The 14,474-nt window shown below is 43.5% G+C and carries 15 protein-coding genes; 2 read left to right on the plus strand and 13 right to left on the minus strand.

What is annotated here, in order from left to right; translation table 11 throughout:
* Positions 1-6: 6 nt before the first annotated feature.
* Together cysQ and bamJ are read right to left on the minus strand one after the other, a co-directional pair.
* Positions 7-747: a 3'(2'),5'-bisphosphate nucleotidase CysQ gene (cysQ, locus tag M998_RS09140; protein WP_068439853.1), complete on the minus strand. Its 741-nt coding sequence runs from the start codon at positions 745-747 to the stop codon at positions 7-9.
* 155 nt (positions 748-902) lie between these two features.
* The gene (gene bamJ, locus M998_RS09145; protein WP_068441610.1) at positions 903-1,523 is read right to left on the minus strand and encodes a BamJ family beta-barrel-assembly machinery protein; all 621 of its coding nucleotides are present in this window, start codon (positions 1,521-1,523) and stop codon (positions 903-905) included.
* Positions 1,524-1,755: 232 nt separating this feature from the next.
* Between bamJ and M998_RS09150 the strand changes: the two genes are divergently transcribed.
* Positions 1,756-2,379 carry a LysM-like peptidoglycan-binding domain-containing protein gene (locus M998_RS09150; protein WP_068439851.1) on the plus strand — a complete coding sequence of 208 codons (624 nt, stop codon included), beginning with the start codon at positions 1,756-1,758 and terminating at the stop codon, positions 2,377-2,379.
* Positions 2,380-2,513: 134 nt separating this feature from the next.
* The gene (locus M998_RS09155; RefSeq protein WP_068908624.1) at positions 2,514-3,263 is read left to right on the plus strand and encodes a CDP-diacylglycerol diphosphatase; all 750 of its coding nucleotides are present in this window, start codon (positions 2,514-2,516) and stop codon (positions 3,261-3,263) included.
* Positions 3,264-3,375: 112 nt separating this feature from the next.
* Here the strand turns inward: M998_RS09155 and rplI are convergent, their stop codons facing one another.
* The 11 genes from rplI to hflX form a co-directional block, all read right to left on the minus strand.
* Entirely contained in the window at positions 3,376-3,825 is a 450-nt protein-coding gene (gene rplI / locus M998_RS09160) for a 50S ribosomal protein L9 (protein ID WP_068439849.1), read from the minus strand.
* 37 nt (positions 3,826-3,862) lie between these two features.
* A complete protein-coding gene (gene rpsR, locus M998_RS09165; protein WP_000135199.1) occupies positions 3,863-4,090 on the minus strand; it encodes a 30S ribosomal protein S18 in 228 nt (75 codons plus the stop codon).
* A 4-nt stretch (positions 4,091-4,094) separates the two neighbouring features.
* On the minus strand, positions 4,095-4,412 hold the full coding sequence (priB, locus tag M998_RS09170) for a primosomal replication protein N (RefSeq protein ID WP_068439847.1): 318 nt from the start codon (positions 4,410-4,412) through the stop codon (positions 4,095-4,097).
* Positions 4,413-4,420: 8 nt separating this feature from the next.
* On the minus strand, positions 4,421-4,816 hold the full coding sequence (rpsF, locus tag M998_RS09175) for a 30S ribosomal protein S6 (RefSeq protein WP_068439845.1): 396 nt from the start codon (positions 4,814-4,816) through the stop codon (positions 4,421-4,423).
* Positions 4,817-4,987: 171 nt separating this feature from the next.
* Positions 4,988-5,725: a 23S rRNA (guanosine(2251)-2'-O)-methyltransferase RlmB gene (rlmB, locus tag M998_RS09180; protein ID WP_068439843.1), complete on the minus strand. Its 738-nt coding sequence runs from the start codon at positions 5,723-5,725 to the stop codon at positions 4,988-4,990.
* An 85-nt stretch (positions 5,726-5,810) separates the two neighbouring features.
* Positions 5,811-8,279 carry a ribonuclease R gene (gene rnr / locus M998_RS09185; protein WP_068439841.1) on the minus strand — a complete coding sequence of 823 codons (2,469 nt, stop codon included), beginning with the start codon at positions 8,277-8,279 and terminating at the stop codon, positions 5,811-5,813.
* 52 nt (positions 8,280-8,331) lie between these two features.
* A complete protein-coding gene (nsrR, locus tag M998_RS09190; RefSeq protein WP_068439839.1) occupies positions 8,332-8,754 on the minus strand; it encodes a nitric oxide-sensing transcriptional repressor NsrR in 423 nt (140 codons plus the stop codon).
* 342 nt (positions 8,755-9,096) lie between these two features.
* Entirely contained in the window at positions 9,097-10,398 is a 1,302-nt protein-coding gene (locus M998_RS09195; RefSeq protein WP_068441604.1) for an adenylosuccinate synthase, read from the minus strand.
* Positions 10,399-10,700: 302 nt separating this feature from the next.
* Positions 10,701-11,702, minus strand: coding sequence for a protease modulator HflC (hflC, locus tag M998_RS09200; RefSeq protein WP_068439837.1), 1,002 nt, complete (start codon positions 11,700-11,702; stop codon positions 10,701-10,703).
* Between the two features lie 2 nt (positions 11,703-11,704).
* Entirely contained in the window at positions 11,705-12,913 is a 1,209-nt protein-coding gene (gene hflK / locus M998_RS09205; protein WP_068439835.1) for an FtsH protease activity modulator HflK, read from the minus strand.
* A gap of 210 nt (positions 12,914-13,123) precedes the next feature.
* Positions 13,124-14,422 carry a ribosome rescue GTPase HflX gene (hflX, locus tag M998_RS09210; protein WP_068908558.1) on the minus strand — a complete coding sequence of 433 codons (1,299 nt, stop codon included), beginning with the start codon at positions 14,420-14,422 and terminating at the stop codon, positions 13,124-13,126.
* Between the last annotated feature and the right edge of the window lie 52 nt (positions 14,423-14,474).

The raw sequence follows: 14,474 nt of genomic DNA on the forward strand, positions 1-14,474 counted from the left end.
ATCATATCAGAATAAAATCACTCGAAAACCGGGGTTTAAAAATGATTCTCGTGGTGTATAGTCGAGGGTTTGCCCATTCCAATCAACCACTTTAGCCCCCGCACCAATCGCAACCGCGTGCCCTGCCGCTGTATCCCAAATATTGGTTGGCCCAAAACGAGGATAAAGTTGTGCCTTACCTTCCGCGACTAAGCAAAATTTTAATGAAGAACCAATCTCTACTGTGGTGTGCTCCCCCATTTGTCTCAGATAATCCATTAATTCACTATCTTGATGAGAACGGCTGATCACTATGACGGGAGGCTTAGCATCGTGGACTTGGATAGGCAGTTTATTACCCGCTTCCTCTTTCCATGCTTGATTACCTTGAGCATAGTACAGTAAGCCTTTCGCAGGGGCATAAACAACCCCCATCACTGGTACACCATTTTCAATCAATGCAATATTTACCGTGAAATCGCCATTACGATTAATAAATTCTTTCGTACCGTCGAGAGGATCAATCAGCCAATAACGCTGCCAATTTTGTCTTAATGACCAAAGGGGTGGATCTTCTTCAGAAAGCTGCGGTATATCAGGCGTAATACGAGATAAACCTGCCTCAATAATTTTATGAGCTGCAATATCCGCATCAGTCACTGGAGAATCATCACTCTTGTGCTGAACCTGTAAAGGCGCCTGCGCATTGTAGATTTTCATGATGGCATAGCCTGCTTCTTGAGCCAGTTCACAAATTTGCTGTAGCATTTTCTTCACCTCTTTCTATCGCCCTTTAGTTCAAGATTAGCAGCCCTATCTTGCAAGTGCACGAATTTACGTGATAAAAAAATCCCTTATTGTTTTATTTCAACAATAAGGGATTTAATAAAAAATGGATATTGCGATAAGTTAATAGCTGATAATTACAGGATTTCCAGCAGCTCAACTTCGAAAACTAATGGGCTAAATGGTGGGATAGATGCACCTGCACCACGCTCACCATAAGCTAATTCATGAGGGATATATAATTCCCATTTTGAACCAACTGGCATCAGTGTTAGTGCTTCGATCCAGCCTGGGATCACGCCGCTAACTGGGAATTCTGCAGGCTGCCCACGTTGAACAGAGCTGTCAAATACCGAACCATCAATAAGACGGCCAGTATAGTGAACACGAACACGGTCTGTGCGAGCAGGGATTGCACCGTCACCTTGATTAATAACAGAGAATTGCAAACCAGATTCCGTGGTTGATACACCTTCACGCTTTTGGTTTTCATCAAGGAATGCTTGACCTTCTGCAGCCATTGCACCTTGACGAGAAACACGTACAGCATCTGCACGTTCATGAATTTCACGTAGTGCATTGTGTAATGCTTCAACAGGAACTGACGGCATATTGCCTTCTAAAGCGTCAGTTAGACCGGCCAAAATTGCATTTGGCACAAGACCTTCCAGCCCTGACTCTAACAATTGTTGTCCAACTTGTAGACCAATACCGTAGCTCGCTTGAGCTTCTACTGAATCAAAATTTTGGTTTGCCATTAAAATACCCATATGGTTTTTGATAAAAAAACCAGAATAACAGCCACCCTCTTATGGGTAAACCTAAACAATGAAACAAAAGCATAAAAATCGCTTATTTATGAAGGTTCACCAACAATTGGCTCAGTGTTCTCTGAAAAATCGTATCAAGTTATTAAATTATAAAAAAAGGGTGCTAGTATGCGTATAAATACATTATGGCTTGCTTGTTATCCTCAATAAAGGAGGCGCGATGTTCAAACTATCCACATTTCACCGCTACGGTATCGCCGTTTTAGCGCTGATTATTATCGTGGCACTGTTCTGGCCAACCGATGATAAATCAACGACGGGTAATATAGCTTCAAACCAACCTCAGCCTATCGTGATCCCACCGCCAAACATACCTGAGATTGCCCCTGACCCCGTCATGACACCACCGACTGAAGAACCCACAACCTCTCCGGTGGATCAAGGTGTATTGCCACTTGAGCCTGAAATCGTGCCTGAGCCTATCGAGCCTTCAGCACCAGAGCAACCTCAAGTTACGCCGCCCACCAATCAGCCGTCAACCGCCAAACCGGAAGAGCCCAAAACAGCTCGCCCATCAGCGAATGAATGGCAGAACTACCGCGTACAAAAAGGTAAAACCCTCGCACAGCTATTTCGTGATAATAACCTACAGGCCAATGACGCCTTTGTTATGGCGCGTGTTGAAGGGGCTGAAAAACCACTGAGTAGTTTACAGCAAGGCCAAAAAATTCGTGTTAAAGCGAATGCAAAGGGTGAAGTCCAATTGTTAGACATCACCACACCGGATGGAAAAACCTATAGCTTCGCAAGACTTAGCGATGGTAGTTACTACCGCACGCCTTAGCCGTTATTTTTGGCTGGTGGCTTATTTATAATGGTAAGCCACCAGAACTTTGTCCTAATCATCGCTATTTGTATTGCACCTTACTTATCAATATATGATAAAGGCTACCTGTTATTTCCCATTAAAAAATGATTATGCAAATAAATAAAGGCATTAAAGTTTTTCTAGCAGGTTTCTTGCTACTACTCATCGCCGCTCTTGGCTATATCGCTTGGATAAAACTCAATTCAGATGCGCTTTGGAATATCGTTAGCCAACAATGTGTTCCTTTACAGCATACAAAACAGCAACCCGCATCCTGTTTAAAGGTCGATACATCCAATCAATATGTATTATTTGAAGACCGCAATGGCCCGTTACACAACCTTGTGATCCCAACAAATAAAATTACCGGTATTGAATCCCCATTATTGTTAGCAGAAAATACACCATCCTATTTCTCCCTCGCTTGGCAAGAAAGAGCCGACTTATCTCGCGGATTAAACAAAACAATTCCTGAAGAATTACTGGCGGTCGCGGTGAATTCACAATATGGTCGATCACAAGATCAACTGCATATTCATATCGCTTGCCTTAAGAAAGACATTCTAGAAAAGCTCAATGATCAACAGTCAGTAATAACCTCTAATTGGACTGAATTTCCTATTAAATTAGAAGGACATCACTATTTAGCAAAAAGAATCACCACCTACTCGATTAACCCTTTTAAGCTATTACAAGAGTACGCCTTACAGCATGATGACAATATAGGCCACTTTGGGTTAGCCATGGTACAGCTTAAGGATGGGTCATTGGTATTATTAGCAAATAGGATGGATCTGTGGGATTTAAACTTAGGTTCGGCAGGAGAAATTCTTGATTATCAATGCTTAGCAAACCAATAGCATCTATGTTTTATGAATAAAAATAAAAGCCTAGAAAGTAAAAAACACCGGACTTAGCCGGTGTTTTTTATAGCACCACCGATAAATCGACGGTACTTATCATCACTATTGATTACTCAGCAACGATGATAACGTTAAGCTCTGCAAAAACATCGCTATGTAACTGGAACTGAACTTGATGATCACCAGTAGTACGCAGAACGCCATTTGATAGACGAACTTCGCTTTTCGCGATTTTAACGCCAGCTGCAGTGACTGCATCAGCGATATCACGAGTACCGATTGAACCAAACAGTTTACCTTCGTCACCCGCTTTAGAAGCTAAAGTAACAGAACCCAGCGCAGTAACAGCTGCTGCACGAGCCTGTGCTGCAGTGAGAACGTCAGCTAATTTAGCTTCCAGTTCAGCACGGCGAGCTTCGAAGAATTCGACGTTTTTCTTAGTTGCAGGAACAGCTTTACCCTGTGGAACTAAGTAGTTACGAGCATAGCCCGATTTAACGTTAACCTGATCACCTAGGCTACCTAGGTTAGCTACTTTATCAAGCAAAATAACTTGCATTACCTTATCCTCTTAAGTCGTTAATGGACTGTACCAATTACTGATGACGATCAGTATATGGCAACAGAGATAGGTAGCGAGCGCGCTTGATAGCACGAGCGAGCTGACGCTGATATTTTGCACGGGTACCGGTAATACGGCTTGGTACAATTTTACCACTTTCAGTGATGTAGTTTTTCAGCGTTGCGATATCTTTATAGTCGATCTCTTGAACGCCTTCCGCTGTGAAACGGCAGAACTTGCGACGACGGAAATAACGTGCCATAAGGCTAGTCTCCAGAATCTATCAAATCAATCTGCTCGGCATGAAGGACTAATTTACTGATCCCATTTCGCCCCTGATGGGTACTAATGAAACCTGAAACAGTAATCCAACTGCCGACCGTTATACTGTGAGTTTGGGATTGCAAGGCTTGTCCACTGACAATGATGGGCATTCTGCACCACGCTTGTCTTGACATTCCCGCTTCCAATTGTTGAGAACGATGTTCTAAGACAAATTGGCAGTGAGGAATGCCTGATGGACTCACTTTTCGAATCAATGCTTTACAGACTGTGCCTGTCAGCACTAAACGATTAGTGGTCACCTGTGCAATTACTCTTCAGAATCCCCAGCTTCTTCAGTTTCTTCATCCTGATAATCATCAGAAAGGTCACGGCCGCGACGTTCGTCTTTAGCTTTAACCATAGAAGAAGCTTCTGTCACCGCGTGTTTAACGCGCATAACCATGCTGCGGATAACGGCATCGTTGAAGCGGAAGTTAGTTTCTAGCTCATCAATCGCTTCCTGTGGAGCTTCTACGTTCAGAAGAACATAGTGTGCTTTGTGCAGTTTATTGATTGGATAAGCCAGTTGACGGCGGCCCCAGTCTTCCAGACGGTGAATTTGACCTTGCGCGTTAGTGATTGTAGCACTGTAACGTTCGATCATGCCCGGAACCTGTTCGCTTTGGTCAGGATGGACCATAAAAACGATTTCGTAATGACGCATGAGTAGTTGCTCCTTACGGATTATTAGCCTCCTGTCAGGGTTAACCGCGGCCCGCGGAGGCAAGGAACTTATTGAGTGCGGCTAAAAAATTGACGCGTCACTATACCCATCCCTGAGATAAAACTCAAGGGATGGGGCTAAATTAAAATTATATTTTAATTTACGCGCGCATTATTTTACCAAACGTTGGCGTACAGCTTCGAATAAGCAAACACCTGTGGCGACAGAAACATTCAAAGATGAGACTGAACCTGCCATTGGAATGCTGATAAGCTCATCACAGTGCTCACGAGTCAGACGACGCATACCTTCCCCCTCAGCACCCATCACCAAGGCAACAGGCCCTGTTAGCTTGCTCTGATAAAGGTTATGGTCCGCTTCGCCTGCCGTTCCAACAATCCAAATATTGTATTCTTGCAACAAACGCAATGTTCTCGCTAAGTTAGTTACACGGATCAGTGGAATATTTTCCGCTGCGCCACAGGCTACTTTTTTAGCGATTGCATTCAACTGAGCAGATTTATCTTTTGGCACAATCACCGCATGTACGCCAGCGGCGTCAGCACTGCGTAAACAAGCCCCCAAATTATGTGGGTCTGTCACACCATCAAGCACCAGTAAGAAAGGCGATTCGGTTTTCTCCAGAAAATCAGGCAGGTCGCCTTCTTGGTACTGTTTACCCGGTAAGATATTCGCAATAATACCTTGATGTACAGCGCCATCAGTGTGTGAATCCATCCACTGCTTATTTGCAACTTGTACGACGATACCTAGCGCTTCAATTTCTCGCGCGATAGAGAGTAGGCGGCGATCTTCGCGGCCTTTTAAAATATAGACTTCTTTAATGCGCTGAGGTGAATTCTCCAGCAAGGCTTTCACTGCGTGAACGCCATAAATAATTTCGCTCATAAATTTCTTATGTATTCGTAAAGTTAAAGGTGGCGAAATAACGCCACCTTAGTTAATTAACAAGTATACTACGCCTGAAGAATAACTAACCCTCTTGCTTTTGGGATTTCTTCGCGACGCGCTTGGCTTTTAATTTCGCACTGATTTTTTTGGTTTTATCCGATGCCTTCTTACTTTTACCTTTATCTTTCACTTCAGATTTTTGATCTGCTTTTTGACCTTTTTTCTCTGAACGACGAAAAGCGGAGTCTGGCTCGAAATTTTTCTCTTTGCTTGCATCACCTCGTCTACGAGGGGAACGCATTGTTTTAGTTGCGTCTTTTTTGGTTCTGTCACGCTCAGTTTTACCCGGATTCTTCGCTTTACGTGTGGTTGAAATCAATGCAAAGTCAATTGTACGCTCTTCCATATGAACCGCTTCAACCCGAATTTCAACTTCATCACCAAGGCGATAAGTTGTCGACGAAGACTCACCAATTAAGCGCTGCCCAACCGCATCATAACGGTAATAATCGTTATCAAGAGTCGAAATATGTACTAATCCATCGATAAAGAGCTCATTTAAGCGAACAAAGAAACCAAAGCCAGTTACGCTGGTGATCAAACCAGTAAACACTTCACCAACGTGATCTTGCATAAAGTCACATTTGAGCCAATCCGCAACATCACGTGTTGCTTCATCTGCACGGCGTTCAGTGAGTGAACAGTGCTCGCCCAGTTGTAGCATGCTGTCCATGTCATAATGCCAACCGCCGGTTTCTGTCCAATGTTTACCTGAGAGACCCTGCTCTTTCGCTAATAAATACTTAATACCACGGTGTAATGATAAATCAGGATAGCGACGAATTGGCGAAGTAAAGTGGGCATATGATTTCAAAGCAAGCCCAAAGTGACCCCGGTTTTCAGGGTCATAAATAGCTTGTTTCATTGAGCGCAAAATCATCGTTTGCAGTAGTTCATGATCAGGACGTTCTGCAACGTCGTTCATTACCTGTGCATAATCTTTTGGCTCAGGCTTCATACCACCCGGCAATGTCAGCCCTAATTCGCTAAAGACAGAGCGCAAATTCATCACACTCTCTTCTTTTGGCCTATCATGCACACGATACAGTGCCGGCTCTTCATTTTTTTCAACGAAACGCGCAGCCGCAATATTCGCTAAAATCATGCACTCTTCAATCAGTTTATGTGCATCATTGCGCTCAACAGGCTCAATACGTTCAATACGACGTTCCGCATTAAAGATAAATTTAGCTTCTTCTGATTCAAATGAAATAGCGCCACGTTCGATACGCGCAGCATCCAGCGCTTTATACAATTGATGCAGATGCTCAATATGTGGTACTAACGCTTTATAATGCTCACGCAGTTCTTCATCACCTTGCAAAATTTTCCATACTTTGGTGTAGGTCAATCGTGCATGTGAGCTCATCACGGCTTCATAGAATTTATATGAAGTTAAACGACCCGATTCCGACACTGTCATTTCACAAACCATGCAAAGGCGATCAACCCCTGGGTTTAGTGAGCAGAGGCCATTCGATAATACTTCCGGTAGCATAGGAACGACTTGCGATGGAAAATAAACCGAGTTACCACGACTACGCGCTTCAGTATCAAGAGCTGTTTGCGAACGAACATAATAGCTTACATCTGCAATCGCCACCCATAAACGCCAACCTCCCCCTTTTTTGGGTGCGCAATATACCGCATCATCAAAGTCACGGGCGTCTTCACCATCAATGGTGACTAATGGCAAATCGCGTAAATCTACACGTCCTTTTTTCGCAGACTCAGGTACATGTTCACTAAGATCTGCTACTTGTTTTTCAACTTGCGGTGGCCATGTATGCGGAATTTCATGAGTACGTAATGCGATTTCAACCGCAATACCGGTTCCCATGGTTTCACCCAAGATTTCAATAATATTACCGACTGCTTGGGAGCGACGTTGTGGTCTTGTAACTAGCTCAACAACGACGACATTCCCCATGCGTGCGCCACAGACTTGATCTTTGGGTATTAAAATATCAAAACTAAGGCGGCTATCATCAGGCACAACAAAGCCCATACCAGCTTCAATAAAATAACGCCCGACTATCTGGTTGTTTCTTGGTTCGAGGACACGAACAACGCGTACTTCTGTGCGACCTTTACGGTCTTGTCCATGTGGTTGGGCTAAAATGATATCACCGTGTAATGCACGCTTCATCTCTTCTTGAGATAAATAATAATCTTCTTTTTTACCTTCTACGCGCAAAAAGCCATAACCATCTCGGTGGCCAATCACTTTGCCTTTGAGCAAATCTAAACGCTCAGGTAAGGCATAGCATTTACGACGTGTAAAGACGAGTTGCCCATCACGTTCCATTGCTCTGAGTCGACGACGTAAAGCTTCAAGATCGTCTTCGCTTGATAGGTTTAATAATTGAGCAATTTCTTCTCGACTCGCTGGTGTACTACGCTTAGAAATAAGGTCGAGAATGAACTCGCGGCTAGGAATTGGGGATTCGTATTTTTCTGCTTCTCTTTCCTGAAAAGGATCGTGTGACATCGTTACCTCCGTTGTCATCAGAATTAATAATTACAACAAAATGGCTGCGAGGTTAATCAAGCAGCAATTGATAAAGCGGGCTGTTATCTTTCACCATGTCCGCCAGCGTATGTTGATCAAGTTCTTGTAAAAACTGTTTCATTGCGTCCTGAAGTACACTTTTCAAACGACAAGCAGGCGTAATATGACAAAATTCGCCACTGCAATTAACAAGAGTTAGGGGTTCAAGTGCTCTAACGACATCCCCTATACGAATTGATTCTGCTGGCTGGCCAAGCGTAATGCCGCCATTTTTGCCTCGATAGGCTTTAATATAACCGAGGCGACTGAGCTGATTAATAATTTTAACCATATGGTTACGAGAGACACCATAAACATCAGTGACTTGTGTAATACTCGTTATTTCTCCCTTAGGGAGAGACGCTAGATAGATAAGGGCTCGTAACCCATAATCGGTAAAGCTCGTCAGCTGCACAATCACCTCAAAATTTTTTGGCTTTTTACCATTCGGCCTTAATGATATCGACCCTAAATCATATTGTTTATTTTAGAATGCATACAGACAATTTTGAGCTTGAATGCACTATATATAGCCCAAAATATAGCATGTAAATTAATTATATATTCTTAAATACAGTTTAGCGTATTACTCAAGTCAAATATGCACTTAATTGCACAAAATGTGCCCAGAAAGTTTACTTTCATCAATCATTATGTGGAATTTTGAATGTTTTATCAAAGGGGATTAATAACGAGGAGAGGATAAGCTGCGTAGTGTAGGAATAAACAGCGCCCTTAGAGAGCGCTGTCAGTGTTATTACTCAACATCAAACGGGTCACGTAGGATCATGGTTTCTGCACGATCAGGGCCTGTTGAAATAATATCAACTGGAATACCGGTAAGCTCTTCAACACGCTTGATGAAATCAAGAGCCGCTTTTGGCAACTGGTCTATTTGTTTCGCACCAAATGTGGTTTCGTTCCAACCAGGCATTGACTCATAAACTGGCTCTAAACCAACCCACTCATCTGCAGCTAATGGCGTAGTCTCAAGTACTTTGCCATCTGGGCGACGGTAGCCGACACAGATTTTAATTTCTTCAAGACCATCTAAAACGTCTAGTTTAGTCATACAGAAGCCAGACAATGAGTTAATTTGTACCGCACGATTAATCGCAACGATATCTAACCAACCAGTACGACGCTTACGCCCTGTAGTTGCACCAAACTCTTGACCTTTTTCGCGCAGGAATTCACCCGTCTCATCAAAAAGCTCAGTAGGGAATGGGCCAGCACCAACACGGGTAGAGTACGCTTTAATAATACCCAGCACATAGTTCACATAACGAGGACCTAAACCAGAACCTGTTGCAACGCCACCCGCAGTAGTGTTAGAAGAGGTTACGTATGGATAAGTACCATGGTCAATATCCAATAATGTGCCTTGAGCACCTTCGAACATGACTAATTCATTCTTCTGATGTGCTTTATAGAGCAGATCAGAAACATCAACTACCATGCCAGTCAGAATGTCTGCGACTGCCATAATATCGTCGAGAGTTTTTTGATAATCAACCGCTGGCTCTTTATAGTAATTCACCAGTTGGAAATTATGGTATTCAACGATTTCTTTGAGTTTTTCAGCAAATGTTGCTTTATCGAATAAGTCACCAACGCGTAGACCACGACGAGCAACTTTATCTTCATACGCAGGACCGATACCACGACCGGTAGTTCCGATAGCTTTAGAGCCTCGTGCTTTTTCACGCGCATTGTCTAATGCAACATGATAAGGCAGGATCAGTGGGCAGGCTTCAGAAATATGTAAGCGTTCGCGAACAGGAACACCACGGTCTTCCAGTCCCTTCATCTCTTTCATCAATGCATCAGGCGCAAGGACTACACCATTAGCAATAATGCTGATGACGTTTTCACGAAGAATACCCGATGGAATTAAGTGGAGAACGGTTTTTTCACCGTTTACAACAAGCGTATGGCCAGCATTATGGCCGCCCTGGTAGCGAACTACGTATTTAGCACGCTCTGTCAGCAAGTCAACGATCTTGCCCTTCCCTTCGTCACCCCATTGGGTGCCTAGCACGACAACGTTCTTACCCATTTCGAAATACACTCGGTTGCTTAAAAATGAATTCTACCATCAAAAATAAACCTTTCCAGTGATATATTTTCGCATTGCAAAAAAAATTTAGGAAAAGCAAGTAAAATGGTATTTTTATTTCTGCCGTAAACTCAAAATGAATGCTATCAACCTGAGCAGCTTAAATTTTCCCTGAAAAATCTTACACTTAAAACGACAGGCGAAAAAAAGCCCACCGAAGCGGGCTTTTCTTTAATAGATTAACAGTTATTTTAGCGTGTTGCACGTAACTTAAGCGCAGCTAGCTTAATCTGTTTATCGTTTTACTCTGGTGCACGTAACTTAGTTGGTGCTTTCATAAAGCGGAAGAAATCGGTATCAGGGCTAAGCACCATGATATCTTCCCCACTTTTGAAGCTCTTCTCATAAGCACGTAAGCTACGAATAAAGGCATAGAACTCAGGATCTTGGTTAAATGCATCAGCAAACAGTCTGGTTGCCATTGCATCCCCTTCACCTTGATATGTCAGCGCAGTACGCTCAGCTTCAGCCAGTGTTTCCGTTACTGTTTTATCTGCAACCGCACGGATTTTCGTTGCTTCTTCCTGACCTTGTGAACGATGTTGACGCGCTACCGCTTCACGCTCTGCACGCATACGTGCATAGATAGCTTCAGAAACTTCATTTGGCAGTTCAATACGCTTAATACGTACGTCAACCACTTCAATACCTAATGCCGCCATACTGTTTGCATTAACAACCAATGGCTTCAGGTTAGTTTCTTGTTCAACACGTGCAGCAGCATCTGCAATCAAGGCATCTGCATCTTTCGTTGCATCATCTACCGCTGTACCTTTGTTCAGAGCATCACGAACATCTACTGTTAAACGACCACGAGAGTCAGTAATGATGTCTTTCACACTTAGGCGACCAAACTCAGAACGTAAACGGTCACTAAATTTACGTTTTAATAGTGTTTCTGCTTGAGCAGGATTACCTCCGCCTGTCGCTACATAATAACGACTGAAATCAGTAACACGCCACTTCAGGTATGAATCCACCATCAAGTCTTTGTTTTCGCTAGTCAGGTAGCGGTCAGCTTGAATTTCTAATGTCTGAATACGTGCATCAAGTATTTTTACCGATTCAACAAATGGAACTTTGAAATGCAGACCCGGCTCATAAATGATTGGGATGTTTTCAGCATCACGCAATACCTTACCAAAACGCAGTACAATGCCACGCTCAGTTTGAGAAACAATGAAGATAGATGCGTAAACAACTGCCAAAATGGCAATAATGATAACAATGAATGAATTACGCATAGTTATTGTCTCCCTACTCTAACGGCATCATTACGAGCAGCGCTGTTAGATTGTGCTGAACCATTTGATGATGAATTATTAGAGCCTGAATTCGTCATTTTTGGCGGTAAGTCAGTTCTTGGCGTTGAAGTTGCATTTCCACCATTATTACGCATGATTTGATCTAACGGCAGAACTAACATGCTGTTGCTCTTATCATTTGCAATAACTTTACGTGTATTACTTAACACGCGTTCCATTGTGTCAATGTAAAGACGCTCACGGGTAATTTCCGGTGCTGCACGGTACTCAGGCAACATCTTAGCAAAACTTGCGACCTCACCCTCTGCTTTAAAGACCACACTGGCTTTATAGGCTTCGGCTTCTTCGATCATTTTCTGCGCATTACCTTTTGCTAACGGTAGCACTTCATTACGATAAGCATGAGCTTCACGAATGGTCTTTTGCTCTTCTTCCCTTGCGGAAATTACATCATCAAATGCTGCTTTAACATCTTCAGGCGGACGAGCGGCCTGGAAGTTGACGTCAAGTAATGTTATGCCCATTTTGTATGGCGCAATTGTCGCTTCAAGCTCTTTTTGCGTCACATCACGGATGAATGCACGATTCGTAGTCAGTACTTGCTCCATGGCAGACTGGCCAATAACACCACGTACAGCACTGTCGAGCGCCTGACGCAGACTGTTGTCTGGGTTAGTTACGCTAAACAGATATTGAGCGGGATCTGTTACACGATACTGCACGTTCATTTCAACGCGGATGACGTTCTCATCAGAGGTCAGCATCATGCCATTCGTTGCTTGTTCACGAACAGTTTCAACATTCACTGGGACAACTTGATCAATGAAAGTCGGCTTCCAATTCAAACCTGGATTTACAACACCACTAAATTCACCAAAACGTAATACTACGCCACGGTCACTTTCTTTAATGGTATAGAAACCCGATCCTGCCCATACGACAACGATAGCTGCAAGCGCCAGTACACCTAGCTTGCCACTTAAAGGAGACGGTTGTTTGTTCTCGCCATCACCACCATTGCCACCACCTTTCTTACCACCAAGCTTACTGCCTAGTTTGCGAAAGAGATCGTCGAGATCATAAGCCCCACGTTTTCGACCACCTTTGTTACCGCCAGAGTTGCCGCCTTTATTGCCGCTTCCCCACGGATCGCGGTCTTGTCCGTCATTACCGGGCTGATTCCACGCCATGTTTTAGCTCCATTCTTTATGATTGATTTTCAGGGCTAAGAGCGATATTCGTCATACATCAAGTTGCCTGAGTGTTAGTTTTTTCAACAACCTAAATCACACTATTACTATTGCGCTTCAGAATTGCGTCGACTGCTTCTACAGATATCTTGAATTATTTTTCGTATATTTGGCTCTTAATATCAATTCCATTGCCTAATTGTGTTGCTGCTAAATACGTTCTTCATGCGAAACAACATAACTAGGTAACTGCTGCTCTTGCTTGCATAAACGTCGCCAATCCACCATTGGCATACGCACCTCAAGGCCGATTGAGCCGTCATCTTCCAACCATTCACGTTCGATAGATTGAAGATGATAAAAACGGCTACGCAAACGACCTTCATTCGGTGGTAAACGCAATTCAAAATGTGCGATTTCACCTGAAAGACGTTCCGTTAACGCTTGTAGCAGCAAAGGGATACCTTCACCTGTTTGCGCTGATACCCAGACGCGAACTGGCTTGTTATCCTCATCTCTGTCAATACGCGGGACAAAACCCTCCAGCATATCAACTTTGTTCATGACTAAAAGTACAGGTATTTCATCCGCTTCAATTTCTTCCAATACGCTTTCTACCGCGTGGATATTTTCATCCAAACGGTTATCTACTGCATCTATCACGTGTAGTAACAATGTTGCTTCACGTGTCTCTTGCAGGGTTGCTTTAAAAGCCGCAACCAAATCATGGGGTAATTGGCGAATAAAACCGACAGTATCTGCAAGTACCACGACACCTACATCTTCGACATGAATACGACGGAGCGTTGGATCAAGGGTTGCAAATAACTGATCTGCAGCATAAACATCAGAAGCAGTCATCCGGTTAAACAAACTCGATTTACCGGCGTTGGTATACCCAACAAGAGAAACAGTCGGAATATCCGCTTTATTTCTCGCTTGACGCCCTTGTTCACGCTGTCTTTCTACTCGGCTAAGACGAGATAAGATCTGTTTGATTTTATCTCTTAATAACCGACGGTCTGTCTCAAGTTGCGTTTCGCCGGGACCGCGTAAGCCAATCCCGCCTTTTTGCCGCTCAAGGTGCGTCCATCCTCTCACTAACCGAGTTGATAAGTGACGCAATTGAGCGAGCTCAACTTGAAGTTTACCTTCGTGCGTGCGTGCGCGTTGAGCAAAAATATCTAAAATCACCCCTGTACGGTCGATAACCCTACATTGGCAAATCCTTTCGAGATTACGTTCCTGAGCAGGGCTAAGGGTATGATTGAACAACACCACATCCGCACCACTTGCCTCAACTGCTTCGGCGATTTCTTCAGCTTTCCCTTCACCAACAAAAAACTTAGCATGGGGAGCCTTTCGACTGCCTGTGACTATTTGTACTGGTTTTACCCCCGCAGAAGTCACGAGTGACTCAAATTCCGCAAGATTTTCGGTGTCTTTTTCTTGAGAAAAAAAGACATGCACTAATACAGCTAGCTCACCGCCTTCATACCTATCAAACAAGGTGCAACCTCTTAGGATAAATAATAATTGCAAAGGAAAGACACAGGTATAG

It is taken from the genome of Providencia heimbachae ATCC 35613 (genome assembly GCF_001655055.1).
Lineage (GTDB): Bacteria > Pseudomonadota > Gammaproteobacteria > Enterobacterales > Enterobacteriaceae > Providencia > Providencia heimbachae.

Excerpts from the sequence above, each read along its gene's own strand:
- cysQ (WP_068439853.1), bottom strand. The coding sequence starts at position 747 with ATGCTACAGCAAATTTGTGAACTGGCTCAAGAAGCAGGCTATGCCATC.
- bamJ (WP_068441610.1), bottom strand. The coding sequence starts at position 1,523 with ATGGCAAACCAAAATTTTGATTCAGTAGAAGCTCAAGCGAGCTACGGT.
- M998_RS09150 (WP_068439851.1), top strand. The coding sequence starts at position 1,756 with ATGTTCAAACTATCCACATTTCACCGCTACGGTATCGCCGTTTTAGCG.
- M998_RS09155 (WP_068908624.1), top strand. The coding sequence starts at position 2,514 with ATGCAAATAAATAAAGGCATTAAAGTTTTTCTAGCAGGTTTCTTGCTA.
- rplI (WP_068439849.1), bottom strand. The coding sequence starts at position 3,825 with ATGCAAGTTATTTTGCTTGATAAAGTAGCTAACCTAGGTAGCCTAGGT.
- rpsR (WP_000135199.1), bottom strand. The coding sequence starts at position 4,090 with ATGGCACGTTATTTCCGTCGTCGCAAGTTCTGCCGTTTCACAGCGGAA.
- rpsF (WP_068439845.1), bottom strand. The coding sequence starts at position 4,816 with ATGCGTCATTACGAAATCGTTTTTATGGTCCATCCTGACCAAAGCGAA.
- rlmB (WP_068439843.1), bottom strand. The coding sequence starts at position 5,725 with ATGAGCGAAATTATTTATGGCGTTCACGCAGTGAAAGCCTTGCTGGAG.
- rnr (WP_068439841.1), bottom strand. The coding sequence starts at position 8,279 with ATGTCACACGATCCTTTTCAGGAAAGAGAAGCAGAAAAATACGAATCC.
- M998_RS09195 (WP_068441604.1), bottom strand. The coding sequence starts at position 10,398 with ATGGGTAAGAACGTTGTCGTGCTAGGCACCCAATGGGGTGACGAAGGG.
- hflC (WP_068439837.1), bottom strand. The coding sequence starts at position 11,702 with ATGCGTAATTCATTCATTGTTATCATTATTGCCATTTTGGCAGTTGTT.
- hflK (WP_068439835.1), bottom strand. The coding sequence starts at position 12,913 with ATGGCGTGGAATCAGCCCGGTAATGACGGACAAGACCGCGATCCGTGG.